A 25806-nucleotide genomic window follows, 5' to 3' on the forward strand; every position below is an offset into this window, starting at 1 on the left:
ACAGGCTCCCCGGTACGCCCGGACTTCGCCGGAGCGGCCGCTCGGCCGGCCGGGATCGGCCAGTGCGGGCGGCTGTCGTGGTAGGGCGGAGCAGAATATGCGCTTCGGAGTCCCGGTCGGTCGCCGTCAATTCGACAGGCGCGTGACGCGGCCACTTTTTCCGTGGAGAGTGAAGTGTCAAGAACGTCCCGGTCCCCGGCCAGGGCCTCGTTCGCGGGTCTGTCAGAAAGGTGGAGGCCATGGGGAACTCGACAAGGGACGAGCTGTCGCGCGCACTACTGCGGGACGTGCTGGGCAAATGGCGTGCTGATCTGATCGATCTCACCGGGCGGAACCGGCTGTTGAACTTTCGGCACACCAGGACGGCGACTCTCGCCGTCCGGTCGCCGCAGGCGGGGCCGTTGCTCGTCGGGCTCGACTCGGGGCTGCGATTCGCCGAGCTGCCCGAAGAGGGTGAGGCCGAAGGGCTGGTCACGCTGGACGACGTCGGCGGGATCGTCACGCAGAAGCAGACCCGGGCCGCGCTCGACGCCGCGCTGCGCAAGCTCTACCGGGACTCCAACCAGATCTTCAATGACACCGGGTTGTGGACGCTTCAGCTCGGCGCGGGGTTTCTCACGTGGCGCGAGCCCGGTGCGGAGGGCTTCTGGTCGTCGCCGTTGCTACTCGTCCCGGTGCGGCTCGATCGGCTCGGGCCCGGGGCATTCCAGTTGGTCACCGAGCAGAGCGAGGACGTCGTTCCCAATCCGGCGCTGGCCGTCAAGATGGCGCAGCTCGGGCTCGACTGGCCCGATCCCGACAGCATGAAGGATCTGCACGGGGCCCTGTCCGCCGTGCGCGGCGCGGTCGCGGGGCAGGTGGACTGGGAGGTCGGCGAGGACGTGGTGCTCGCCACGTTCCGGTCCCACAAGGAGGCGATGTACCGGGACCTGCTCGATCACGAGGACCAGGTTCTCGCCCATCCGCTGGTGCGGGCGATCGGGCTCGGTGAGGCCGCGCGGCTCCCCGCCGACGCGCTGTACTTCGAGCCGGTCGAGACCGACAGGATCGACGAGGTCCAGCCGCCCGAGGAGACGCCGCTGGTGCTGGACGCCGACTCCTCGCAGCGGCAGTGCGTCGCGGCGGCGCTCGACGGGCGGTCGTTCATCATGGACGGGCCGCCGGGCACCGGCAAGAGCCAGACCATCGCCAACATGATCGCGGCGCTCATGCACCAGGGCCGCAGCGTGCTGTTCGTCAGCGAGAAGGCCGCCGCGCTGGACGTGGTCCGCAACCGGCTGGACGCGGTCGGGCTCGGCGCGTTCGTGCTGGCGTTGCACAGCCATCACGCGAGCCGCAAGGAGGTCGCGAAAACGCTGGGGGACGCGCTGGCGCGGCGACCCCAGGCCGTCCGCACCGGGACGGAGGAGGACCGGCGGAGCCTGCTGCGCGCGCGCCGGGAACTCTCGGCGTACGCGACGGCGATGAACGAGACGCGGCCGCCGCTCGGGCTGACCCTTCATGACGTGATCGGACAGGTCAGCGCGCTCGCCGACGTCCCGCCGCTGCCGACGGCGGTGCCGGACGGGCTGACCGCCGCGGGGCTCCAGGACGTTCGCGCCGCCGCGGAACGGCTGGGCGGGGCGTGGCGGCCCGTCGCCGAAGGCGCCGACTTCGTGTGGCGGAGTCTCCGGGGCGCGCAGCCATTGGCGCGGCTCCAGCTGTTGCGGGAGCGCGGCGAGGCGTTGCGGCGCCGTCTCGACGAGTACGGCGGAATCTCCGGGCCGCTGGGGCTGACCAAGTTCGGCGCGACCGAACGGCTGCTGGGCTTGCTCGACGCCACCGCGTCGCGTCCGGACGTCCCGGAACGGTGGTTGACCGTCGCCGACCTTTCCGCGCTCAGGGCCGAGGTCGCCGGGTTCACCGCACGGCTCGGCGCGCTGCGGGCCTCGGTCGCGGCGGTCACCGGCGAGGTCGGTCCGGGGTGGGACGAACTGCCCGCCGGGATCGACACAGAGCCGCCCGCCGCGGAGACCGCGCTGGCCGGGCTCGCCACTGAGGGTCTGTCGCTGCCGAGGCTCACCGAGCGGGAGCTTCGCGGGCTCGGCGCCGACTTCGCGGACACGGCGGAGACGCTGCGCACCGTCCGGGCGTCCCTCGGCGACGTCGCCGCCGTCTACGGGATGCCCGCGCCGGAGACGTTCGAGCAGGCGTTCGCGGTGTGCCGGCTGGCCGAGTTCGCGCGGCGGCGGCACCACCCCGAGGCGGACTGGCTGACGCGGGACGGCCGGGCCGCCGCGGCGCACGCGACCGACGAACTCGAAGGACGGGTCGCCGCGCTCGCCGGGGCCAGGGCCGCGGGTGCGGAGGCGTTCACCGAGAGCATCCTCGCGATGCCGGAGTTTCCCGCTCTCGTGCGGCGGTTCGGCGAGGCCCACGGGTTCGGGAGGCTCTCCGGCGCCCACCGCGACGACAGGCGGGTGCTCGCCGGGCTGACCGTGGCGGGCGAGTGGACCAAGGAGGCCGCGCGGCGGCTGCCGCAGGCGCTCGCCTGGTACGAGGCCGCGGTGGCGCTGCACCAGGCCGCCGCCGCGCTGAGCGGGTTCCTCGGCCGGTACTGGCAGGGTGAGCGCACCGATTTCGGGCTCGTGCGGCAGTTGCTCGGCACCGCCGAGGAGATCGGCGGTCTCACCGGGGCGTTGCGGGTTCCGACCGCGCTGGCCGAGCAGGTCGCCGCGGGCGGGCGCCCCGACCTCAACGCCTGCGTCGCCGCCGAGCAGGCGGGCGAGCGGCTCGACCGGTGGCGGCGGACGCTCATCCCGGCGCCGCGACCGGGTGGACGGCCACGGCTCGCGGCCGGGACCCTCGCCGACGCCGCCGACTGGTACACGGCCCATCTCGGCCCCCTGGCCGCCGCCGCGGACCTCGTGGCCCGGGTGCGGCCGGCGGTCGCCGGGACCGAGGCGCTCACGCTCGGGCAGGCGCGGCGGGTCGCCGCGCGCGTGGCGGCGACCCGCGCCGAACGGGAGGACTTCCTTGCCCGGCGGGCTCAGGACGAGCGGATGCTGGGCGCCCTCTACGCGGGGCTGGACACCGATGTGACCGCGCTTCCGGCGGCGCTCGGCTGGGTCGGCGGGCTGCGGGCCCCGGACGAGCCGTTCCCCGAGGACGCCGCCCGCGCGCTGCTCGCGGCGCGTCCCGACGAGGAGCTGCGCGGCGCGTGGGCCGCCTTCCGCGAGGCCGTCACCGACTTCGTCCAGCTCTTCGACACCCGGCGGCAGCAGGAACTGCACGGCGGGCTCCTCGGGACCGCCACGGTGTTCGACGAGGTCACCGGCCGGTTCGCCGCTGACCGGTCGGGGCCCGACGAGTGGCGGTCCTGCCAGGGCGCCCGGGCGACCCTGCGCCGGTTCGGACTCGACGGGCTGATCGGCCGGGCCGCCGAGCGGGGGCTGGACGGCGCGCGGTTCCCCCGGGTCGTCGAACGGGCCGTGCTGGAGGCCTGGACCGAGCGGGTCATGGCCGCCGACCCACGGCTCACCCCGGTCCGGGCCGTCGAGCGGGACCGGCTAGCCGAACGGTTCCGCGAGCTCGACCGGGCCCTGGTCGCCGGCGCGCACGCGCAGGTGATCGAGGCGTGCAACGCGCGACGTCCCCGGCCCAACGTCGGGCAGGCGGCCGTCATCCAGCGGGAGGCCGAGAAACGCGGCAGGCACATGCCCGTGCGGACGCTCCTCGATCGGACCGCCGAGACCGTCCCGCTGGTCAAGCCCTGTTTCATGATGAGCCCGCTGACCGTCAGCCAGTTCCTGCCGCCCGGGTACCGCTTCGACGTCGTCATCTTCGACGAGGCGTCGCAGGTGCGGCCGCAGGACGCCGTCAACTGCGTCTACCGGGGCGACTCGCTCATCGTCGCGGGCGACCAGAAGCAGCTGCCGCCGACCGACTTCTTCGCCCAGGGCGACGACTCCGACGACGACGAGTACGACGAGGACGTCCCCGACTCCTTCGACTCTCTCCTGGACATGTGCAAGGGCAGCGGGCTCATCCGCAGCCTGCCGCTGTCCTGGCACTACCGCAGCCGCCACGAGGGACTGATCGCGTTCAGCAACCGGCGGTTCTACGGCGACGGGCTGGTGACCTTCCCGGGGGCGTTCGAGTCCGGCGACGACGTCGGCGTCACCTTCACCAAGGTGCCCGGCGTGTACGAGCGCGGCCGAAGCCGCCGCAACCCGATCGAGGCGGACGCCGTCGCCGCCCGCGTCCTGCACCACTACCGGACGCGGCCGGACCTGAGCCTCGGCGTCGTCGCGATGTCGGACGCGCAGGCGCACGCCATCGAGGAGGCGGTGGAGCGCGCCCGCGCCGACCATCCCGATCTCGAAACCTTCTTCGCGGAGGACCGGCTGCACGGGTTCTTCGTCAAGAACCTGGAGACCGTCCAGGGCGACGAACGCGACGTGATCATCTTGTCCGTCGGGTACGGGCCCGGCCCGGACGGACGGCTCACCATGGCGTTCGGGCCGCTCAACCGGGAGAACGGGTGGCGGCGGCTCAACGTGGCCGTGACCCGCGCCCGTCGCCGGGTGGAGGTCGTCTCGTCGATCTCCGGCTCCGACATCCGGGAGGGCGACAACAACAGCCGCAACCATTTCAAGAAATACCTCGACTACGCCGAGCACGGGCCCGCCGTCCTGGAACACGGGCCGCTCAGCGACGACGCCGAGCCCGAGAGCCCGTTCGAGGAGTCTGTGCTGGACGTCCTCACCGGGTGGGGGCTCGACGTACAGCCGCAGGTCGGTGTGGGCGGCTACCGGATCGACATGGCGGTGCGCCACCCGGGGATGCCGGGGCGGTTCGTGCTGGGCATCGAATGCGACGGCGCCATGTACCACTCGTCCAAGGCCGCACGGGACCGTGACCGCCTGCGGGAGGAGGTGCTGCGCGGCCTCGGCTGGGAGCTGTACCGGATCTGGGGCACCGACTGGTACCGCAACCGTCCCGAGGCGGAGTCCCGGCTGCGCGAGGCGGTCGACGCGGCCGTTATGCCGGCGGTACGGGAGCCCGAGCCGGTCGAGACACCGGACCTCCCCGCCGCCGAGCCGCCCCGGGTGACCATGGTGTTCACCGACGACGGCGAACGGCGCGACTGGGCCGCCCGCTACCGGCGGGCACGTCTCGAAGGCGACGCCTTCCACTACGACATGCACGTCCCCAAGTCACGCGGCCTGCTCCAGCGGTTGTTCCGCGTGACCCTCGAAATCGAGGCGCCGATCCAGTGTGAGGTGCTCTACCGCAGGGCGGCGTCGGTGTGGGGCATCGTCCGGATCGGCCCGCGCATCCGGGAGAACCTCGACCGGGCGCTCGACGACCTGGTGAGGACCGACCGGGAGGTCGAGCGGGACGGCGACACCATCGTCCTCCAGGGACGTCCGATCGTCCCCCGCGAGCCCGGCGACGAGATGCTCCGCAAGGTCGCCGAGGTGCCGCCGGTCGAACGCCGGACGGCCCTGTTGGAGATCATCGCCGAGTCGCCCGGGATCACCGAGGCCGAACTGACCGCGAACGCGGCCCGCTTCTTCGGCTGGACCCGCCGCGGCTCCGACATCGCACGCGCGTTCGGCGACGACCTCCGCCGGCTCCAGGAGGAGGCCAGGATCGACGGATTCCCCGACCGCATCGTCCTGCGCTGACGGCCCGGCCACCGGTCGTCCGGTGGCCGGGCCCCGGGCATCAGGCGGGTTGGGGGGCGCGGGCGGCCTTGACCGCCTCGCGGAGGTGCTCCTCCTGCTCGTTGGTCAGGGAGGTCCTGAGGATGCGGCCGCCCAGCGGCGCCATCTCCGGGACCACCTTCTCCGGGTTGCGCTTGTCCACCAGGACGAACAATGCCGCGTTCCCGGGGAGGAGTTGGTCGCCGAGGTCGCGCATGAAGTCGTCGTCGATGCCGATATCGGCGGCCTTGCCCATGGCGGCGCCGGTCGCGCCGCCGATGGCCATGCCGAGCAGGGGCATGAAGAAGATGAGCCCGATCAGGCCGCCCCAGGCGGCGCCGCCGAGGGCGCCACCGGCGACCAGGTTCCTGGACTGGTGCAGCTTGATCTTTCCGTCCTCGCGGTGTTCGACGACCGCGAGGTCCGCCAGCTCGATGACGTGCTCCTTCTGGAGCTGGACGAGTTTGTCACGGGCCCGCTCGGCGGCGGGCAGGTCGTCGTAGGCGATGGCGATCAGGTCGCTCATGCGAGTCCCCCAGTTGACTGCTGACCCGGCTGAAACAGCCGGTTTGGATGTACTCGTTACCTACCTCCTGAATAGTCAAAGCCACGGCGTCCCCGGTGATGCCTCGGCAAACTCTCCCCACCCCCCGAAGCACAGGGGATGCTTGACACACAACTTCAGGAGCAGGAGTTGACCGATCACAGGTCCACGCTCGCGGATGAGCAGCGGGCCGTTGACCACGCCTATACGTGCTACGAGCGCAGGTTCCAGACCAACCGGGAGACGTTCCGTCCCTCGCAGGCGGCGACGGTTGGCATCTGGAGGAGCTGACCGTCGGCTACCGCGTGCCCCGCGAGGTGATGGAGTTCGCCGAGGGGCTCGGCCGATCCATCTCCCCGCGGACCCCGTTTCCGAGGTCGATCCGGCCCGTCGGCCCGGACGCGATCACGATGGTTCCGGTGGAGCCCGCCACGCTGCGGGAGGTGGCGGTCGCGCGAGCGCGAGCGCTGGCCTCCCCCGGCGACGACCGGTCCATCGCCGTGATCGTCCCGAACGTGCTGCGCGACGACCTTCCCGCCCTCCGCGCGGCACTCCCGGCGGGCGAGCGCGCTGTCGCGATCACCGCTGCCGAGTCCAAGGGGCTGGAGTTCGACCACGTCGTGCTGGTCGAACCCGCCGAGATCGCGTCCCTCGCGCCCGGCGGAAACGGCCTGCTCTACGTGGCGATCACCCGGTGCACCCGGTCACTGACCATCGTGCACGCCGAGCCCGTCCCCCGCGTGTTGCGCCCGGCGACCGACGATCCAGAAGAAGGCGAAGCCGTGACCGACCACTCACCCGCGTCCTCCGCGGAAGCCGATGCCAAAGAGCCCGGCGGCGGCTTCGTGGGATTCATCGCCGACCTTGAGTCGGCGGTGTGTGAGGAGCGCCGGAACACCGTCCACGAAGGCCTTCGGTATGCGCTCATCTCCGAACTGTACGGCGCCGGTCTCATCCCTACGGTCGACTCCCCCACCGCCGATGTGATCTGCGACGCGCCGGACGGACGGATCCTGTACGAAGTGCTCGGCGAGGGGGGCCACACCTACCGGCGTATGCGGGACGCCGTCCTGCGCGTCCTGGAGGTCCAGCATGCCGAGGGCGAACCCGCGAAACATTGCTTCCTCGTCCTCCCCCAGGCTCCGGCCGAACCGTGGGCGGTCGATGTCCTCGCCGAGGCGTTCGGCATGTCCGCGATCTGGCGCGTCGACGGCCGATGGTCAGGCCACAACATAGGCGTCGCGCTTGGCCGACCTCGTGGGTAACAGCGTTACCGTGCGGTGCGGGAGGATTGGGGGATGTTGTTTGGCTTGTTGGGGCCGGTCGAGGTCCTTGTGGGTGGGACGGCCGTGTCGGTGGGCGGGCCTACCGTGCGGGCGTTGTTGGCGATGCTGCTTCTGGACGCTGGACGAGTCGTTTCCGTCGAGCGGCTCATTGACGGGCTGTACGGGGAGGAGCCGCCCAGTGGGGCGGCCAATGCTTTGCAGTCGCAGGTTTCGCGGTTGCGGCGGGGGCTTGGGGACGTCGCCGTCGTTGAGGGTGCGGCTGGGGGGTATCGGGTCGTCGTTGGTGTCGATGACGTTGATGTGCATCGGTTCGAGCGGCTTGCCGGGGAGGCGCGGCGGGCCGCCGGTGAGGGACGGTTCGAGGTGGCCGGGCGCGTGTACGAGGAGGCGCTCGGGTTGTGGCGGGGGGACGCGCTCGCCGATGTGAGCGCGCCGTTCGCGGCGGGGCAGGCGGCGCGGTTGGAGGAGGAGCGGGCGTCGGTCGTGGAGGCCTGGGCGGAGGCGAAGCTGGCGGTTGGGGATGGTTCGGCCGTTCTCGTGGGGTTGCGGGAGCTTGTGCACGCGCAGCCATTGCGGGAGCGGGCTCGGGCCCTGTTGATGCGGGCCCTGCACGGGAGCGGGCGGCAGACAGAGGCGCTGGCTGTCTTCGAGGACGGGCGCCGGGTGCTCGCGGAGGAGCTGGGGGCCGATCCGTCGCGGGAGCTGGCCGACGTGCATCTGGCGATCCTGCGAGGTGAGGAGGAGGGGTTCCGGGCGAACCTCCCCGCTCAGCTCACCAGTTTCGTCGGACGCGAGGAGGAGCTGCGCAGGGTCGGGAAGATGCTCGCGGACAGGCGGCTCGTCACCCTGCTCGGTCCCGGTGGGGCGGGGAAGACGCGGCTCGCGGTGGAGGCGGCGGAGCGGGAGGACGGTGACGTCTGTTTCGTCGATCTCGCGCCGGTGGGCGGCGGTGAGGTGGCGAAGGCGGTGCTCGGGGCGCTCGGGCTCAGGGAAGGGGCGATGCTGCCGGCGCCCGGTGGGCAGCCGGGCACGGTGGAGCGGTTGGTGACGGCGTTGGAGAGGCGGCGGCTGCTGCTCGTCCTGGACAACTGCGAGCACGTCGTGGCGGACATCGCGACGCTGGCGCACCGGCTGCTCAGCGCGTGTCCGCGGCTGCGGGTGCTGGCGACCAGCCGGGAGGCGCTGGGGATCACTGGTGAGGCGCTGCGGCCGTTGCCCCCGCTGGAACTGCCGCCGGACGGTGTGCAGGCGCGAGAGGCGGCGGTGTATCCGGCGGTTCGGCTGTTTCTCGACCGGGCCGAGGCCGTGCGGCCGGGGTTCGCGGTGGACGATGACAACGTCGCGACCGTGGTGGGGATCTGCCGGGCGCTGGACGGGTTGCCGCTGGCGATCGAGCTGGCGGCGGCGCGGCTGCGGTCCCTGCCGGTCGGCGAGGTCGCGACGCGGTTGAACGACCGGTTCCGGCTGCTCTCGCGCGGCGACCGGTCCGCCCCGCCGAGGCATAGGACGCTGCGCGCCGTCGTCGAATGGAGCTGGGACCTGCTGGACGACACCGAGCAGGCCCTGGCCCGGCGGCTCACCGTGTTCTCCGGCGGGTTCACGCTGGACGCGGCCGTCGGCATCAGCGGTCAGGACGCCGACGAGCTCGTCGCGGAGCTGGCCGACAAGTCGCTGGTGCAGAGCGACGGCGCCCGCTACCGGATGCTCGACACCGTGCGCGCGTTCTGTGCCGAGCGGCTCGCGGAGGCGGGCGAGGCCGAGCGGTTCGAGCGCAGGCACGCCGTGTACTTCCTCGACCTGGCGCGGCGCGCAGAGCCGCACCTGCGGGGTCCCGAGCAGCTCGAATGGTTGGAGCGGCTCGCGGCCGACCACGGGAACCTGCACGCGGCGCTGCGGCGGTCGGTGCGGGGCGACCGGGCGGTGGCGCTGAAGCTGACGGCGGCGCTGGCCTGGTACTGGTGGCTGCGCGGCCGTGTCGAGGGGGCGCCGCTGACGACGGAGCTGCTGGACGCGATCGGCGACGACCCCGTCGACGATCTCGAAGAGGAGTACGTCCTGTGCGTGACCAGCGCGATGGGCGGCGGCGTCACCGGTGAGCGGGCGGTGGCGTGGCTCGACCGGGCCGAGGCGATGCAGAGGCGGATCCGGCGGCCGCTGGCCCACCCGGTGGCCACCGTGCTGTGGGCCCTGACGGCGGGGCCCGACCGCACCGACATGGACGTGTTCGCGATGCAGATCGGGGACGACCCGTGGTCGCGGGCGCTGACGCGGATGAGCGACGTGTTCGTCGCGCAGGCGGAGGGCGACGTCGCGGAGGTGGAGCGGGCGGGCGCGGACGCGCTGGCCGGGTTCCGCGCGTGCGGCGACCGGTGGGGCATCGCCAACTCGCTCGACCCGCTCGCCCAGGTGGCGGCGCGGCGCGGCGACCGGGACCGGGCGCTGGAGCTGCTGGACGAGGCGCTGGCGCTGATGGAGCGGCTCGGCGCGCCCGAGGACACCGGCGACCTGCTGTTCCAGCGCGGGTTCGTGCACATTCTCGGCGGCGACCTGGACACGGCGCGCGCCGACTTCGAACGCGGCCTCGCCATGGCCCGCCGGGCCGGCACCCCGGACAAGATCGCCGGTGGCCATCAGGGGCTCGGCGAGGTGGCGCGGCGGCGCGGGGACGTCGCCGAGGCGCGGCGGCAGTACGAGATGGCGCTGACGGGCTTCGCGTCCGAGCGGTTCATCGCCGCGAGCGCGCGGGGGTCCGCGCTGGTCGGGCTCGGCTGGCTGGCGGTGGGCGAGGGCGAGCACGCCCGGGCGCGGGAGCTGTTCTTCCAGGCGCTCGACATGTCGATGGACCATCCGATCTTCATGTACCGGGCGCTCGCGGGCGTCGGGTTGGCGGGCGTGGCCGTCGCGGAGGGCGACGGGGCGCGGGCGGCGACGCTGCTCGGCGCGGCGGCGGCGCTCCAGGGCGTCCAGGTCGCCGGTGACGCCGACATGGCGAGGGTGTCGGACGCGGCCCGCGACCTGGTCGGGGACGCCGCGTACGAGGCGGCGTTCGCGGCGGGCGCCGACCTCTCCCGCGAGGACGCGCACGCCCTGCTCACCCACCACTGATCCACCCGCTGATCGCACCACCGTCCCGCCGCTGACCGCCACCGGCGCGGCCGTCAGCGGACGGTGCGGGGACGGTCAGCGCCGCCCGCGAACCTTGCGGACATGAACACCTCAGCCCGCAAGTGGGGCACGTTCACGGTCTGCCTCCTGGCCGCGCTCGTGCCGAACATCGACCTCACCGCGCTCAACCAGGCCGTCCCCCACCTGAGCGCCGACCTGGACCCCTCGGCCACCCAGATCCTGTGGATCGCGGACGCCTACGGGTTCGCGCTCGCCGGTCTGCTGATCACCATGGGCGCCATCGGCGACCGCATCGGGCACAAGAAGCTGCTGCTGATGGGCACCGCGCTGTTCGCGGGGGCGTCCGCCGTGACGGCCTACGCGCCGAGCGCGGAGCTGCTGATCGCGGCCCGCGCCGTGCTGGGCGTCGCGGGCGCGACGCTGATGCCGTCGTGCCTGTCGCTGATCCGCCGCGCGTTCACCGAGCCGAAGGAGCGGACGATGGCGGTCGGCGCGTTCAGCGGCGTCGCCGGGCTCGCCGTCGGGCTCGGGCCCGTCATCGGCGGCGCGCTGCTCGACCACTTCTGGTGGGGCTCGGTCTTCCTGATCAACGTGCCGATCATGCTGGTGACGCTTGTGGCGGGCGCGCTCGTGCTGCGCGAGTCGCGCAGCACGGCGCCCGGACGGATCGACCTGGTGAGCGTCCCGATGTCGATCGTCGGCGTCCTCGGCATCGTCTACGCGATCAAGGAGGCGGCCGCGCACGGCCTGGACGAGGCCCACATCTACGTGTCCGCGGCCGTGGGCCTGGTGGCGTTGGTGGCGTTCCTGGTCCGGCAGATGCGGGTGCGCGACCCGCTGATCGACGTCCGGCTGTTCCGGGACGCCGCGTTCAGCGGCTCCGTCGTCACCAACATGTTCGCGATGTTCGCCCTGGTCGCCCAGTCGCTGATCTTCTCCCTGTTCTTCCAGCTCGCCCTCGGCTGGTCGCCGCTGAAGGCGGGCCTCGCCGGGCTGCCCGGCGCGGTGGGCGCCATGGTCGGCGGCGCGGCGCTGGCCCCGCCGCTGATCAACGCGATCGGGCGGGCGCGCGTCGTCGCGCTCGGGCTGCTGCTGGCCGCCGGTGGTTTCGCGCTGTTCGTCCTGATCGAGCTGGACACCGCGTACTGGACGATGATCCCCGCGATGCTGCTGTCCGGGATCGGGATGGGCATGGGGCTCACCGTCACCGGCGACACCGTCCTCGCGTCCGTGCCGAAGGAGCGTTCCGGGGCCGCGTCGGCGATCTCGGAGACGGCGACCGAACTGGGCGCCGCGCTCGGCATGGCGGTCCTCGGCAGCGTGCTGAACGCCGTGTACCGCAACGTGCTGGACCTGCCCGCCGGGGTGCCCGCGCCCGCCGCGTCCGCCGCCCGGGACTCCATCGCCGGCGCGCTCCAGTCCGCCGCCGGGCTTCCCGGCGACCTCGCCGCCCAGGTGGCCGCCGCCGCGCGGGACGCCTTCGTGGACGGCATGCACGCCGCCCTCGTGTGCAGCGCCGTCCTCGCCGCCCTGGTCGGGGTCTTCGCGCTGGTCACGCTGCGCAACGTGCCGAAGGTGATCGCGGACGCCGAGGAGGCCGACCCGGTCGCCGTCCCCGCCGAGTGAGAAAAGTGATATCACTATGCTAGATTGGTGATAACGCACAGAGCGGAAGGAGACGGTGATGTCGGACGTGACGACCAAGGTCGAGATGCCCCGGCCGAAGATCGAGGAGCGGGCGGCGGCCGACCGCGGCGGATGGACGATGCTCGGAGTCGCGGTGGCGCTGCTCCTGCTGAGCGCCGTGGCGGTACTGGTCGGGGTGGCGGTCGGCGGGGACGCCGCCATCGCGGCCGGGATCGTCGTGGGGACGCTGCTCGCACTCGCCGGGCTCGTCGTCGCGGCCGGGCTGACCCCGGTGGCGCCCGGCGAGGCCCGGGTGCTGCAACTGCTCGGACGCTACGACGGCACGGTCCGCACCGACGGCCTGCGCTGGGTCAACCCCCTCACCGAGCGGCGGAAGGTCTCGACCCGGATCCGCAACCACGAGACGGGCCTCGCCAAGGTCAACGACCTGGACGGCAACCCGATCGAGATCTCGGCCGTGGTGGTGTGGCAGGTCGCCGACACCGCGCGGGCCGTGTTCGAGGTCGATGACTTCGTCGAGTTCGTGGCGTTCCAGACCGAGGCGGCCGTCCGGCACATCGCGGGCAGCTTCCCCTACGACTCCCACGACCGGACGTCGCTGCGCGACAACGCCGACGAGATCACCGCGCAGCTGTCGGAGGAGCTGGCGCAGCGCGTCGCGGCGGCGGGGGTCGACATCATCGAGTCGCGCATCACCCGGCTGGCGTACGCGCCGGAGATCGCGCAGGCGATGCTGCGGCGCCAGCAGGCGGGCGCGGTGGTCGCGGCGCGGCAGCGGATCGTCGAGGGCGCGGTCGGCATGGTGCAGCTCGCGCTGGACCGGCTGGACGAGGAGAACGTGGTGGACCTGGACGAGGAGCGCAAGGCGACCATGGTCAGCAACCTGCTGGTCGTGCTGTGCGCCGATCGCGACGCCCAACCCGTGGTGAACACCGGCAGCCTCTACCAGTGACCCGCTTACCCGTGACGGAACGCAAGAAGATCCTGCTGCGACTCGACCCCGCCGTCCACGACGCGCTCGCGCGCTGGGCCGGGGACGAGCTGCGCAGCACCAACGCGCAGATCGAGTTCCTGCTGCGGCGGGCGCTCGCCGACGCGGGCCGGATGCCCGGGTCGGCGGGACGGATGCGCGGGCGGGGCCGTCCGCGCAAGGACGAACCCGAACGCAAAGACGACCCCGAACGCCAGGACACCGAAACCGGCGCCACCGCCGGGAACGAGCAACCGCACGACCCGCCGGGGGGCGGGAGCAAGGACTGATCATGGTCGGGATTCCGGATTCGCTGCCGGCACGGATGTACCTGCTGGCCTACGACACCACCAAGCGGCGGATGACGCGGCGCGGCGCGCGGCTCGGGTACGTGCTGCGCGGCGCCGCCCTCACCGAGCTGTACCTCGACGGCAGGCTCGTCGAGGAGCGGCACGGGCCCGTCCCCGGGACGCCCGGCGACGACCCGTACGGAGTGCTGGCGCAGATCGCGGCGTCGCGGCCCCGGACGTGGCGGTACTGGGTGCGCAAGGACGGCAGGGCCATCGTCGGGACGGTCCAGGACGAACTGGTCCGCGACGGCTGGATCCGGGTCCGGACGCGCAAGGTCCTCGGGCTGTTCCCGAGGGACGAGATCGAGGTGAAGGACCCCCGCGTCGTGAAGGTGCTGTGGGGCGGGGTGTCGTCCGCGCTGCGCGGGCGTCCGGTCGCCCACGTGCACAGTTACGACGCGGCGGCGGTCGCGCTGGCGGCGGCGGGCGAGCTGCGGACCGTCCTGCCGAACACGGACCGGCGGCGACACCGGCGCCGCATCGAGGAGCTGACGGCGCGGACGGGCCCGGCGGCGCCCGCCGTCCGCCGGGTGATCCGCCAGCAGCGCGCCGCCGCGAGCGGCTGATCCGCGCCCCGGGGCGCGCCGACCGATGCCGCGTCCGGGCCGCCCGATGCCGAAAACGACCGACCGAGGCCGCACCCGCAATCGGCGATTCCTACAAGTTCCAGGGGATGGGCCTTGTATCGGGCGCGAGCGCGGCATGCCGCGCACCGGCCATAATCTCGGCTTTCATGGAACCCGACCGCCTTGTCTACCCGCTGCTGAAGCATGTCCTGATGGGGCCCGTGATGCGCGCCGCGTTCCTGCCCCGGGTGCGCGGGCTCGCGCACGTGCCGCGGATCGGACCGGTGATCCTGGCGGCCAACCACCTGGCGTTCCTGGACTCGTTCGTCCTGCCGCTGATGGTGCCGAGACGCGTCCACTTCCTCGGCAAGCACGAGTACTTCACCGGGACGGACATGAAGGGCCGGGCCGTGGCGACGCTGTTCCGCGGTCTCGGCGCGATAGCGGTCGACCGGTCCGGCGGGCGGGCGGCGCTGGACGCGCTCGACACGTCGGCGGCGGTGCTGGAGCGCGGCGGCGTGTTCGCGATCCACCCCGAGGGCACCCGGTCGCCGGACGGGCGCCTCTACCGGGGCCGGACGGGCGTCGCGCGGCTGGCCATGCGGACGGGCGCGCCCGTCGTGCCGGTGGCGATCGGCGGCACCGACCGGTTGCAGCCCCGGGGGCGGGCCGTCCCCCGGCCCGGGCGTATCGAGTTGACGATCGGCGCGCCGATGGACTTCCAGGGACGCGACGACGGCATCCCGCGCGGTAAGGCGGCGCGGGAGGTGACCGACGAGATCATGGACGCGATCCAGCGGCTGTCGGGCCAGGAGTACGTGGACGACTACGCGCCCCGTCCGGCCGAGGACTGAGCCCGCCGCGAGGCTGGGGGCCGTCTCGGGTTTGAGGGTGACCGGAAGGGCACGATCTACGGGGACGGAACACGGACGGAGTGGACGTGGAGATCAGCCTCGACCTCCTGCTCCCCCGGGACGCGGCGAGCGTCCCGGCGACGCGCAGGCTCCTGGACGCGGCGTTGACCGCCCTCGGGGTGGAGGACCAGATCCGTGGCGACATCGAGCTCATGCTCACCGAGGCGTGCACGAACGTGATCCGGCACGTCGAGGACGGCGCCGGGTACACGGTGCGGGCCACCATCCAGGACCGCCGCTGCGTGATCAAGGTGATCGACGCGGGGCACGGGTTCGAGCCGGGCGACGTCCCCGACCCCGGGCCCGCCGAGGAGCGGGGCCGCGGGCTGCTGATCATGAGGGCGCTGGCGGACGACATCCGTTTCCACGCCCTCCCCGACAACGGCGCGCTCGTCGCGCTGGAGAAGCACCTGCGGTACGGGGAGGACAGCCTCGGGGTGCTGCTCACGGCGGACAGCACCGTCCCGTTCCTCGGCACCGACCCGGAGACGGAGGAGTTCGCGGCCCGGCTGTTCGACCTGGCGCGCGCCGGGCGGACGGCGGAACTCGTCGAACACCTCGACGCGGGGGCGCCGCCGAACCTCGCCGACGACCGGGGCGACACGCTGCTGATGCTCGCCGCCCACCACGGGCACGGCGGGACGGTCCGGGCGCTCGCGGGGCGCGGCGCCGACCCGGAGCGGCCCAACGACCGGGGGCGGCGGCCCCTCGTGGGCGCGGTGTTCCGCAAGGAGCCGGAGGTGGTGCGGGCTCTGCTGGACGTGGGCGCCGACCCGTGGGCCGGGTCGCCGTCCGCCGTGGACACGGCGAGGAAGTTCGGCGCCGCCGAGTTCCTCGCGTGGTTCGACGAGACGACTCCCCCGACCCTCTGAGCCCCGCTGTCTCCCCGGTGGGGTGTCAGCGCTGGACGCGCAGCACCACCACCGCCAGCAGCAGGCCCGCCGCCGCGAACACGGCACCGGCCTGGAACACCGCGACCAGGCCGTCCACGGCCCCGCCCACGTCATGGGCGCCGGACGACGCCGACCCGTACACGGTGACCATGATGGCCGAGCCGACCGATCCGCCCGACCACAGCATGGTCTGCGCGACGCCGGACGCGGCCCCCGCGTGCTCGGGTCCGACGCTCCCGAGGACCGTCGCGTTCAACGGCATGACGGTGGTCCCCATGCCCACGCCCATGAGCAGGAACGGGCCGAGCAGCCCGGCCGCGTAGCCGTCGCCGGGCGAGAGCCGCGACAGCCACACCAGGGCCACGAGGGTGAGGAACAGGCCCGTGACGATGAGCGTCCTGGCGCCGAGCCTCGGCATCAGGCGGGGCGCGATCCGCACCGACCCGAACTGCATCGCGACCATGGGCAGGAACGCCAGGCCCGCCCGCAGCGGCCCGTAGCCGAGGGTCTGTTGCAGGTACTGGGTCAGGAAGAAGAACGCCCCGAACATCCCCGACGTCAGCATCAGCATGACGGCGTAGGACGCGGCGCGGTCGCGGCCGGTCAGCAGCCACAGCGGCATGACGGGTTCCCGGACGCGGTACTCGACGGCGACGAACCCGGCGAGCAGGACGACCGCCACCGCGAACGCGGCGACGGCGCGGCCGTCGCCCCACCCGTCCGACCCGACCCGGATCAGCGCGTAGACCAGCGCGGTCATGCCGCCGGTGGACAGGGCCGCGCCCGCGACGTCGAACCGTCCGGGACGCCGCTCGGGCTCGGTGAGGACGCGGGGCGCGACCAGCGCCAGCGCGACGCCCAGCGGGACGTTGACGAAGAACACCCACCGCCAGGACCCGGCCTCGGTCAGCACCCCGCCCGCGAGCATGCCGACGGCGGCGCCCGCGCCGGTCACGGCGGAGAAGACGCTCAGCGCGCGGACGCGGGCGGCGCCCTGGAAGTTGGTGGCGATCAGGGCCATCGCACTCGGCGCGGCGACGGCGGCGGCGACGCCCTGGACGGCGCGCGCGGCCAGCAGCCACCAGGCGTCGGTGGCGAACCCGCCGACCAGCGACGCGGCGGTGAACAGGACGACGCCAGCGGTGAAGACGCGGCGGCGTCCGAAGACGTCTCCGGCGCGGCCGCCGAGCAACAGGAGGCCGCCGAATGCGAGCATGTAGGAGTTCTGGATCCAGGCGAGGCCCCCGGTCGACATGTCGAGCCCCGTGCGGATCCGCGGGAGCGCGATGGTGACGATGGAGGTGTCCACGCCGATCATGAGCTGACAGGCGACGATGACGGCGAGGACGATTCCCGGGCGATGATGGAGCGGACCCCGATGGATTGGACGATCATGGAGTCGCGGCGCGACGGCCTCGGTGGGAGCGGTGAACTCCCCCGGTTCCGCCGTTCGCCGGTTCGATGCGGTCAAGGGCGACCTTTCGAGATTTAAGGAACGGCGACGTACACTATGTGGGGAACGTACCACCGATTCGCACCAGAAGGAACGATACCGTTCACTATTTTGGGAAGCGCGCCGTGACCCCGGCCACCCGACGCCGTGGCGGGGACCTGGAGGCGGCGATCTACGACGCCGTGTTCGAGCAGCTGGAGGCGGTCGGCTACCGGAAGCTGACCATGGAGGGCATCGCGGCGACCGCGCGGACCGGCAAGGCCGCCCTGTACCGGCGCTGGCAGTCCAAGGACGAGCTGATCACCGACGCGCTCAAGCACGTCCTGCCCGAACCGCCCGCGCTGCCCACGACCGGCGCGATCCGCGCCGACCTGCTGGCGGCCCTCACCTGCCTGCGCGACACGCTGACGGCCTGCCGCGGCGCGGCCTTCAAGGTGCTGAAGGAGGCGGGCTCCCCCGACGACGGCGGCGGCCTCCTGCACGACGTCATCCGGCAGCGCGTGAGCCTGCCCGTCCGGGAGTTCACCTACCGGTCGCTGGTGCTGGCCGCCGAGCGCGGCGAGATCCGTCCCGAGGCCGCGACCCGGCAGATCGCCGCCGTCGGCACCGCCGTGATCATCTACCACAACCTCACCGAGGGCGGCGTGATCACCGACGCCTATCTGGAGTCGGTGGTGGACGACGTGCTGATGCCGCTCGTCCGCCGCTGCGACGGGACGCGCTCAGAGGGCTAGTTCGTCCTTCCTGGACTGGTCCTCGACGGTGACGCGGTGGTGCCAGTACGGCGGCGCGATGCCCTCCTCGCGGAGCGTGCGGTGCAGCCGCTTCAGGAACTCGTGCTTGATGAGGAACTGGTCGCCGAACTCCGTCGAGCGCAGGATGACGTGGAAGCCGACGGTCGCGTCGTTGAAGTCGTCGAACCTGACCAGGACGCTCGCGTCCGCGACGCCGCCGTGCACGTCCTTCATCACCTCGTGACCGACGGCGGTGACGAGCTCCTCCACGTGGTCCAGGTCGACCTCGTAGGCCACCTTCGCGTAGATGAGGATCGACATGTCCTGCGCGGGACGGTGGTAGTTGGTGAGGATCGTGTCGGAGAACCGCTGGTTCGGGATGACCTCGATGTTGTCCGACAGCGTCCGGATGGAGGTGTTGCGCCAGTTGATGTCGACGACGTACCCCTCCTGTCCGGTGGACAGCTTGATGTAGTCGCCGGGCTCGATCGTCTTGGACGCCAGCACGTGCACGCCCGCGAACAGGTTCGCCAGGGTGTCCTGCAAGGCGAGCGCGACCGCGAGGCCGCCGACGCCCAGGGCGCCGAGCAGCGGGGAGATCGAGATCCCGAGGCTCTGCAACATCACCAGCACGCCGACGCCGATCACCACCACCCGGGTGATGTTGGCGAAGATCGTGACGTTGGCGGCGACGCCCTGCTTGGCCAGCGCGAACGAGCTGACCGACGCCGCGATCAGCCGGGCCAGCGCCAGCGACACCACCAGGATCGTCGCGGCGGTCAGCGCCCGGCCGGTCACGTCCAGGGTGCCGCGCGGCAGTTCGAGCACCTTCGCCGCGGCCCACACGCCGACGATCACCGACACCGGGACGGCCAGGTCCCTGATCAGCCGAGCGGCCAGGTCGTCCCACGTCCAGCGGGTGTCACCGGCGCGTTTGAAGAGCCGTCCCGTCAGCAACCGCAGGAGGACCGCGATCGCCAGGGCGGCCACCACCACGATCCCGGCGGCGATGATCCGCTCCCAGCTCAGGTCGTCCATGACGCGCGCGTCTCCCCTTCCGTCGGACGGGCCGCGACCCGTCCGTCACGTCCGATTTGCGGTGTTGCGCGTCCTCGATCGTATTGGAGACCGGGACCGCGCGACGCGCATCCGGGGCACCGGGGGCCCGGGGCGACCAGCGGGACGATTACGCTTGATCGCGTGGTAGGCGTGGGAATGATGCGCCGGCTCGGGGTCACGGCGCTCGGACTGCGGAACGGCCCCCACCGCGTCACGGTCGATCGCGACCTGGAGGTCGCCGCCGCCGACGGGATCACACTGCTGGCCGACCATTACGCGCCCGCGGACGTCGAGCGGGCGCCCACGGTGCTCGTCCGGTCCCCGTACGGGCGGCGCGGGCCGTTCGGGCTGATGTGCGGGCAGGGCTTCGCGTCGCACGGGTTCCAGGTCGTGGTGCAGAGCGTGCGCGGCGGCTTCGGGTCCGGCGGCGTGTTCGAGGCGCTGGACGAGCGTGAGGACGGCATCGCCACCGTCGAGTGGTTGAAGTCACAGCCCTGGTTCGGTGGAACGTTCGCCATGCACGGCCCGAGCTACCTCGGCTACGTGCAGTGGGCCGTCGCCGCCGACGCCGGGCCGGAGCTGAAGGCCCTCTCGATGCAGGTGACGGCGTCCACGTTCCGGGAGGCCGTGAACGTCGGCGGCGCGTTCGCGCTGGAGTCGGCCCTCATCTGGGTCGACATGACCGCGCGGATGAAGAACTCGCTGTCCGGCATCACGACGGCGGTGCTGTCGCCGCGCCGGGCCCGCCGCGCCACGCTGTCGGGGCGTCCCATCGGCGAACTCGACCGGCTCGCGACCGGCGGGCAGCAGCGCTTCTTCCAGGACCTCCTCGTCAACGGCCCCGACACCCCGTTCTGGGACAAACGCGACTTCAGCCCGACCGTGTCGCGGGTCACGGCGCCGGTGAACATGACGGGCGGCTGGTACGACATCTTCCTGCCCTGGCAGATCAAGGACTACGCCGCCCTGCGCGCCGCCGGGCGCCGCCCCCATCTGACGATCGGGCCGTGGTTCCACGCCGACCAGCGGATGATGCGCGGGTCGATCGGCGAGTCGATCGCCTGGTTCCGGGCGCACCTGCTGGACGACCCGTCCGAGCTGCGCGAGAACCCCGTCCGGCTGTACATCACGGGCGCGGACGAGTGGCGCGAGTTCCCCGACTGGCCCGTCCCCGGGATGCGGGAGGAGAGCTGGCACCTGCACCCCGGCGGCGGCCTGTCGACCGGCGCGCCGACCGAGTCGGAGCCCGACACCTACCGGTACGACCCGGAGCACCCGACCCCGTTCCTCGGCGGGCCCACGCTGCTCGGCGAGACGCACCCGTCCACCGACCAGCGGCGCCTGGAACGCCGCCGGGACGTGCTGACCTACACCTCCGACGTCCTGGACGAGGAACTGGAGATCATCGGCCCGGTCACCGCCGACCTGTACATCCGGTCGAACCGGGAGCACACCGACTTCGTCGTCCGGCTGTGCGACGTCGCCCCGGACGGCGAGTCGCTGAACCTGTGCGAGGGGATGCGGCGGCTCGTCCCCGGCACCCCGGGCCCCGACGCGACCGCCTCGCCGGGGGACGACCCCGCACACCCCCCGGACCCCGACGAGGACGGCGTCCGACACGTCGCGCTGGAGCTGTGGCCCGCCGGGCACCGGTTCCGGCGCGGGCACCGCGTCCGCGTGCAGGTCGCCAGCGGCGCCTACCCCCGTGTCGCCCGCAATCCCGGCACCGGCGCGCCCATCGGCGCGGCGACCGAGATGCTGACCGCCGACCAGGAGATCTTCCACGCCCCCGGCCGCGCCTCGGCCGTCCACCTTCCGGTCGTCTCCTAGCCGAGTCCAAATCACGGTCATTTCATCGTGGTCATTTTCCGCGGTCATTTCGCCGCGGCATCCGTGCTGGTAGGCGGTGCCGTGGGCGGCCCGATGGGGCGGGAGTTCCGATTCGTGAGGTTTGACGGAAGGTGCTCCCGGAAAAGAGACTGATCGAACAGGTGTCTACGACGCAGATACCTCCGTGCTTCCCCAGTGTTGTCCCGGAGGATCCGCATGTACCGCCCGTTGAACATCGCTCTCGTGTCCGCCTCCGACCTCGACGGCGAACACCTGGAGTCCATCCACGTCCGGGATCTCGCTCGTTCGCTCACCCGTCCGCTCACCGCCGACGGCGAACCGAACCAGGTCACGGTCTACACCCGGCGCCAGGACAGGGCCGCCCGTGCCCGCGTCAAGCTCGCCCCGGGCGCCGCGCTCGTCCAGCTCACCGCCGGACCGGCCCGCCCGCTCACCGACGACGAGCTGCTCAAGCACGTCCGTGACTTCGCCGACGGGCTGCGCCGCCGCTGGAGCGGGGCGGGACGTCCCGACATCGTGCACGCGCACGGCTGGGTCGGCGGGCTCGCCGCCTGCGCCGTCGCCCGCGAGCTGGGCATCCCGTTCGCGCAGAGCTACCACGGCGTCGCCGCCTCCGAACGGCGCGCCGGGAACGAGGTGCACCCGCACCGCGACCGGCTGGAGAAGGCCATCGCCCGCGACGCCGACGTCGTGCTCGCCGGGCACGCCGAGGAGGCCGGGGCGCTCGTCCGGATGGGCGTGCCGCGGCCGAGCGTGTCCGTCGTCCCCTACGGGGTGGACGGCGAGCAGTTCGCGCAGGTCGGCCCGGCCATGCCGCGCGGCGACCGGCGCCGTCTCGTGATGGTGTGCGGGGACCTGGAGTCCGGGGACATCGGCACCGCGCTGCGCGCCCTGGTGCACGTCCCGAACGCCGAGCTGGCCATCGCGGGCGGACCCGACCGCGAGGAGCTGGAGAACGACCCGACGGTGCACCGGCTGGTGCTGCTCGCCAAGGAGCTGCACGTCAACGACCGGGTCATCTTCCTCGGCCGGGTTCCGCGCAAGGCGCTGCCGAAGCTGCTGCGGACCGCGAGCCTCGCGCTGTGCCTCACCCCGCACCAGCCGTGCCCGGCGGTGCCGCTGGAGGCGATGGCCTGCGGCGTGCCCGTCGTCGCGACCCGGGCGGGCGGCAACGCCGACGAGGTGCTCGACCAGATCACCGGCGTGCACGTCCCGGCCGGACGGCCGGTGGTGATCGGCCGCACGATCCGGCACCTGCTGAGCGAGGAGACCACGCTGCACGGCTACTCGATCGCCGCCGCCGACCGGGCCCGGTCCCGGTACTCGCTGGAGCGCATCGCCGCCGAGACGCTGCGCGCCTACCAGCGCGTCCTGCCGGTTCCCGAGCCCGAACCCGAGGAACTGTCCGACACGGAGTCGTCGCCCGAGGCGGACGCCGAGGCGCCGCAGGACAGCGACACCGACCGCACCCCCGCGCTGACCGGCTGACCGTCCGCCACCACCGTTCCCGCAACCGTTCGACCCGGCACCCTCGCGAGCCCCGGATCCGCCCGGATCCGGGGCCCGTTCATGTCCGGGGCCCGCACGTCCACCAGGTGGAATACTGGGGCCGGATGATCGGAAGGGGCCGTTGGTGCTGATCGGCAGGACCGCCGAGCGGGCGGAGCTGGCCGCCGCGCTGGCGCGGGCCACCACGGGCCGCGCCGGGGTCGTGCTCGTCAGCGGGGACGCGGGCGTCGGCAAGACGCACCTGGTGTCCGAGCTGATCCACGCCGCCCGCGACGAGGGCTGCGCCGTGCTGGTCGGGCAGTGCGCCGAGCTGGGCGAGAGCATGCCGTACCTGCCGCTCGCCGACGCCCTGTGGACGGCCGCGCAACCCGGCGCGCCCGAGGCCGACGCGGTCCGTGCCGCGCTGGACGCCCGTCCCGTCCTCAGACAGCTGTTGCCGGACGGCGGCCCCGACCCGGGCGCCGCGGCTGAACTCGCGCAGCAGCAACTCTTCGGCGCCGTGCTGGGGCTGCTGGGCGAGCTGGGCCACGAGCGGCCCGTCCTTCTCGTCCTGGAAGACCTGCACTGGGCCGACCAGTCGACCCGGCACCTGCTGACGTTCCTGTGCCGCGTCCTGCAACGCGAGCGGGTCTGTCTCGTCGGCACGTACCGGTCCGACGACCTGCACCGGCGGCATCCGCTGCGGCCGGTGGTGGCGGAGCTGCTGCGGCTGCCGAACGTGACCGGCGTCATGGTCGCCCCGTTCGGGCCGGGCGAGACCGCCGCCTACCTCGCCGAGTTGTCCCGGGGCTCGGCGCCGATGACCGCGGCGGCCGTCGAGCGGGTGCACCGCCGTTCGGAGGGCAACCCGTTCTACGCGGCCGAGCTGTACTCGGCGCGGCTCGACGGCCCGGCCACGGGCGAGCCGACGGAGCTGCCGTCCGCGCTGGCCGACCTGCTGCTGTCACGGATGGAGCGGCTGTCGGACGCGGGGCAGCGGGTCGTGCGGGTCGCGGCCGTCGCCGGGCGCCGCATCGACGACGAGCTGGCCCGCCGCGTGTCGGGGCTGGACGAGGCGGCGGTCGGCGAGGCGCTGCGGGAGGTCGTGTCGCACCAGTTGCTCGTCCCGTCCGGGACGGGCTACACGTTCCGGCACGCCCTGCTGCGCGAGGCCGTGTACGCCGACCTGCTGCCGGGCGAGCGGACCCGGCTGCACGCCGACTTCGCCCGGCTGCTCGCCGCCCGTCCGGAGGGGACGCGCGGCGTCGCCGCCGAACTGGCCCACCACAGCCTCGCCGCGCACGACCTGCCCGCCGCGTTCGCCGCGTCCGTCCGGGCGGGCGACGAGGCGGGACGGCTCGGGGCGCCCGCCGAGGCCGTCGAGCACTACGAGCGGGCGCTGGAACTGTGGGACGCCGTCCCCGACCCCGAGGCCGCCGCCGGGACCGACCGCGTCCGGTTGTCGCTGACCGCCGGGAAGGAGTCGGCGCGGGCCGGGGAACCGCGCCGCGCCGTGCACCGGCTGCGGCGGCTGGCGGAGGTCGCCGACCCGGCCGACCGGCGGCTCGGCTCGCAGATCCGCGAGCATTTGGCGACGTACCTGGGCGACATCGACGAGGACGACGAGGCGCGGCGAACGGCGCGCGAGGCGGTCGCGATGCTCGCGGGCGAACCGCCGTCCGCCGAGCGCGCCTGGGGCATGGCCACCTACGCCCGGTCGCTGCTGTACCGCGACCCGGACCACGAGATGCCGGAGTACGCGGAGAAGGGCGTCACCGAGGCGCGCGCCGCCGGTGCCCTCGGGGCGGAGGCGGCGCTGCTGGTCACCCTCGGGATCTGGCGGGAGTCGCGGGAGGCCGACGCGGGCGGCGTGGAGCTGTTCGCGCGGGCCCGCGACCTCGCCGACACGGCCGGGGACAGCCCGATCGCCGCCGGCCGCGCCCGGTTCCACCACGCGCGCGCCAAGCTCGACCGGGGCGACCTCGTGGGCGCGGCGGTCGCCGCCGACGAGGGCGTCCGGTTCGTCTTGGCCGAGGGCCTGCGATGGAGCGCCTACGGGATCGTCATGCTGTCCCTGCGGTATCTGATCCACTACACGACCGGCGAGTGGGCGGAGGCGGCCCGGCTCGCGGACGAGCTTCCGGTCCGGGTCGTCCGGCCCGTCGAGGGCGAGAGCTCCGCGTACGCGCTGTTCGTCGAGGTGGCGTTGGGCAGTCCCCGCGCGGGCGAGCGGCTGCGGTGGATCGAGCCGCTGCGCGAGCAGGACCTGTTCCTCAACTACCTCGCCGGGGGCCTGGCCGCCGAACACGCGCTGTGGCGCGGCGACCTGGTGTCGGCCGCGAAGGACGTCGACAACGTGCTCGGCACGGCCTACGGCGAGACGGACGGCGCGATCCGCCTCGCGGCGACGGGCCTGTGGGCCCAGGCCGAGCTGGCGGCGCGGGCCCGGGTCGCCGGGGACGCCGCCGCCGAGCGCGCGGCCGTCGCCGCGGCCGACCAGTTGCTGGACCTCGCGCGGACGGTCGTCGCCGTCCACACCGACGGCCGTCCCCGCGCCTGGATCGGCCTTGAGGGGCACGCCTGGCTGGCCCGCGCCGAGGCCGAGCGGCTCCGCGTGGACGGCGTCCACGACGTCGAGCTGTGGCGCCGGGCCACCGACCTGTTCACCTATGGCGACCCGGCCGGGGATTCCGGCGGCGGGTTCGTGTACGAGGTGGCGCGGTCGCGGTGGCGGCTGGCGGAGGCCCTCGCGGAGACCGGCGACCGGGACGCCGCCGAGGCCGAGTGGCGCGCGGCGGTCGAGGTCGCCGAACGGCTCGGCGCCCGGCCGCTGCTCGACGCGCTGCGCGACCTCGGGGCCCGCGCCAGGATCGGCGCCGCCCCGGGCCTGCGGCGGAACGGTGACTCCGGTCCGCTCGGCGCGCTGACCGGGCGCGAACGCGAGGTGCTGCGGCTCGTCGCGGACGGCCTCGGCAACAAGGACATCGCGGCGGAGCTGTTCATCTCGCCGAAGACGGCGAGCGTCCACGTCTCCAACATCCTCGCCAAGCTGGGCGTCGCCACCCGCACGCAGGCCGCCGCCGTCGCTCACCGCGAGGGCCTCCGCTGACCCGTTCCCCCGGGTCGCGCTCACCTCTCCACCACGCCGTCGCCCGGTACGGTGACGGGCGCGTGTGACCGTTGGTAGATCTTCACGGGCCGATCGTTATTTCCGCCACTGGTCTTTTCGCAAATT

At 73.2% G+C, this 25806-nt stretch carries 16 protein-coding genes; 13 read left to right on the forward strand and 3 right to left on the reverse strand.

Going from position 1 to position 25806, the window contains the following annotated elements; all coding sequences use genetic code 11:
• Positions 1–239: 239 nt before the first annotated feature.
• The gene (locus tag ABD808_RS35640) at positions 240–5672 is read left to right on the forward strand and encodes a DUF3320 domain-containing protein (protein ID WP_344906957.1); all 5433 of its coding nucleotides are present in this window, start codon (positions 240–242) and stop codon (positions 5670–5672) included.
• Positions 5673–5712: 40 nt separating this feature from the next.
• On the opposite strand, the gene ABD808_RS35645 is transcribed toward ABD808_RS35640, so the two are convergent.
• Positions 5713–6216: a DUF1269 domain-containing protein gene (locus ABD808_RS35645; RefSeq protein WP_344906960.1), complete on the reverse strand. Its 504-nt coding sequence runs from the start codon at positions 6214–6216 to the stop codon at positions 5713–5715.
• Between the two features lie 227 nt (positions 6217–6443).
• On the opposite strand from ABD808_RS35645, the gene ABD808_RS35650 reads away from it, so the two are divergent.
• The 8 genes from ABD808_RS35650 to ABD808_RS35685 all read left to right on the forward strand — a co-directional run bounded on the left by ABD808_RS35650 (position 6444) and on the right by ABD808_RS35685 (position 15965).
• Complete coding sequence (locus ABD808_RS35650) at positions 6444–7499, forward strand: ATP-binding domain-containing protein (protein ID WP_344906963.1); 1056 nt, start codon at positions 6444–6446, stop codon at positions 7497–7499.
• A gap of 33 nt (positions 7500–7532) precedes the next feature.
• Entirely contained in the window at positions 7533–10625 is a 3093-nt protein-coding gene (locus tag ABD808_RS35655; RefSeq protein ID WP_344906965.1) for an AfsR/SARP family transcriptional regulator, read from the forward strand.
• A gap of 102 nt (positions 10626–10727) precedes the next feature.
• Positions 10728–12272 (forward strand): MFS transporter, encoded by a 1545-nt coding sequence (locus ABD808_RS35660; RefSeq protein WP_344906968.1) that lies wholly within the window; start codon positions 10728–10730, stop codon positions 12270–12272.
• A 58-nt stretch (positions 12273–12330) separates the two neighbouring features.
• A complete protein-coding gene (locus ABD808_RS35665; RefSeq protein ID WP_344906971.1) occupies positions 12331–13245 on the forward strand; it encodes an SPFH domain-containing protein in 915 nt (304 codons plus the stop codon).
• An 11-nt stretch (positions 13246–13256) separates the two neighbouring features.
• Positions 13257–13553, forward strand: coding sequence for a type II toxin-antitoxin system antitoxin (locus tag ABD808_RS35670; protein WP_344907641.1), 297 nt, complete (start codon positions 13257–13259; stop codon positions 13551–13553).
• A gap of 2 nt (positions 13554–13555) precedes the next feature.
• Positions 13556–14179, forward strand: coding sequence for a GOLPH3/VPS74 family protein (locus ABD808_RS35675; RefSeq protein WP_344906974.1), 624 nt, complete (start codon positions 13556–13558; stop codon positions 14177–14179).
• Between the two features lie 167 nt (positions 14180–14346).
• Complete coding sequence (locus tag ABD808_RS35680) at positions 14347–15033, forward strand: lysophospholipid acyltransferase family protein (RefSeq protein ID WP_344906978.1); 687 nt, start codon at positions 14347–14349, stop codon at positions 15031–15033.
• A gap of 86 nt (positions 15034–15119) precedes the next feature.
• Positions 15120–15965: an ATP-binding protein gene (locus tag ABD808_RS35685; protein WP_344906980.1), complete on the forward strand. Its 846-nt coding sequence runs from the start codon at positions 15120–15122 to the stop codon at positions 15963–15965.
• Positions 15966–15990: 25 nt separating this feature from the next.
• On the opposite strand, the gene ABD808_RS35690 is transcribed toward ABD808_RS35685, so the two are convergent.
• Complete coding sequence (locus ABD808_RS35690; RefSeq protein ID WP_425549022.1) at positions 15991–17370, reverse strand: MFS transporter; 1380 nt, start codon at positions 17368–17370, stop codon at positions 15991–15993.
• 194 nt (positions 17371–17564) lie between these two features.
• On the opposite strand from ABD808_RS35690, the gene ABD808_RS35695 reads away from it, so the two are divergent.
• Positions 17565–18173, forward strand: coding sequence for a TetR/AcrR family transcriptional regulator (locus ABD808_RS35695; protein WP_344906986.1), 609 nt, complete (start codon positions 17565–17567; stop codon positions 18171–18173).
• On the opposite strand, the gene ABD808_RS35700 is transcribed toward ABD808_RS35695, so the two are convergent.
• Entirely contained in the window at positions 18162–19211 is a 1050-nt protein-coding gene (locus ABD808_RS35700) for a mechanosensitive ion channel family protein (RefSeq protein WP_344906987.1), read from the reverse strand. The two genes, ABD808_RS35695 and ABD808_RS35700, sit on opposite strands and share 12 nt — an antisense overlap.
• A gap of 177 nt (positions 19212–19388) precedes the next feature.
• Between ABD808_RS35700 and ABD808_RS35705 the strand changes: the two genes are divergently transcribed.
• The 3 genes from ABD808_RS35705 (at position 19389) to ABD808_RS35715 (ending at position 25680) form a co-directional block, all read left to right on the forward strand.
• Positions 19389–21062, forward strand: a complete 1674-nt coding sequence (locus ABD808_RS35705; protein ID WP_344907644.1) for a CocE/NonD family hydrolase — start codon at positions 19389–19391, stop codon at positions 21060–21062.
• Between the two features lie 216 nt (positions 21063–21278).
• Positions 21279–22571 (forward strand): glycosyltransferase, encoded by a 1293-nt coding sequence (locus tag ABD808_RS35710; protein WP_344906989.1) that lies wholly within the window; start codon positions 21279–21281, stop codon positions 22569–22571.
• Positions 22572–22716: 145 nt separating this feature from the next.
• Complete coding sequence (locus ABD808_RS35715) at positions 22717–25680, forward strand: helix-turn-helix transcriptional regulator (RefSeq protein WP_344906991.1); 2964 nt, start codon at positions 22717–22719, stop codon at positions 25678–25680.
• Positions 25681–25806 lie beyond the last annotated feature (126 nt).

The sequence above is a fragment of the Actinomadura meridiana genome, from assembly GCF_039537545.1.
Classification (GTDB): Bacteria; Actinomycetota; Actinomycetes; order Streptosporangiales; family Streptosporangiaceae; genus Spirillospora; species Spirillospora meridiana.

What these genes read in the sequence shown, in the direction of transcription:
- ABD808_RS35665 (WP_344906971.1), top strand. Translation starts at nt 12,331, where the DNA reads ATGTCGGACGTGACGACCAAGGTCGAGATGCCCCGGCCGAAGATCGAG.
- ABD808_RS35660 (WP_344906968.1), top strand. Translation starts at nt 10,728, where the DNA reads ATGAACACCTCAGCCCGCAAGTGGGGCACGTTCACGGTCTGCCTCCTG.
- ABD808_RS35710 (WP_344906989.1), top strand. Translation starts at nt 21,279, where the DNA reads ATGTACCGCCCGTTGAACATCGCTCTCGTGTCCGCCTCCGACCTCGAC.
- ABD808_RS35700 (WP_344906987.1), bottom strand. Translation starts at nt 19,211, where the DNA reads ATGGACGACCTGAGCTGGGAGCGGATCATCGCCGCCGGGATCGTGGTG.
- ABD808_RS35680 (WP_344906978.1), top strand. Translation starts at nt 14,347, where the DNA reads ATGGAACCCGACCGCCTTGTCTACCCGCTGCTGAAGCATGTCCTGATG.
- ABD808_RS35640 (WP_344906957.1), top strand. Translation starts at nt 240, where the DNA reads ATGGGGAACTCGACAAGGGACGAGCTGTCGCGCGCACTACTGCGGGAC.
- ABD808_RS35675 (WP_344906974.1), top strand. Translation starts at nt 13,556, where the DNA reads ATGGTCGGGATTCCGGATTCGCTGCCGGCACGGATGTACCTGCTGGCC.
- ABD808_RS35705 (WP_344907644.1), top strand. Translation starts at nt 19,389, where the DNA reads ATGATGCGCCGGCTCGGGGTCACGGCGCTCGGACTGCGGAACGGCCCC.
- ABD808_RS35645 (WP_344906960.1), bottom strand. Translation starts at nt 6,216, where the DNA reads ATGAGCGACCTGATCGCCATCGCCTACGACGACCTGCCCGCCGCCGAG.
- ABD808_RS35655 (WP_344906965.1), top strand. Translation starts at nt 7,533, where the DNA reads ATGTTGTTTGGCTTGTTGGGGCCGGTCGAGGTCCTTGTGGGTGGGACG.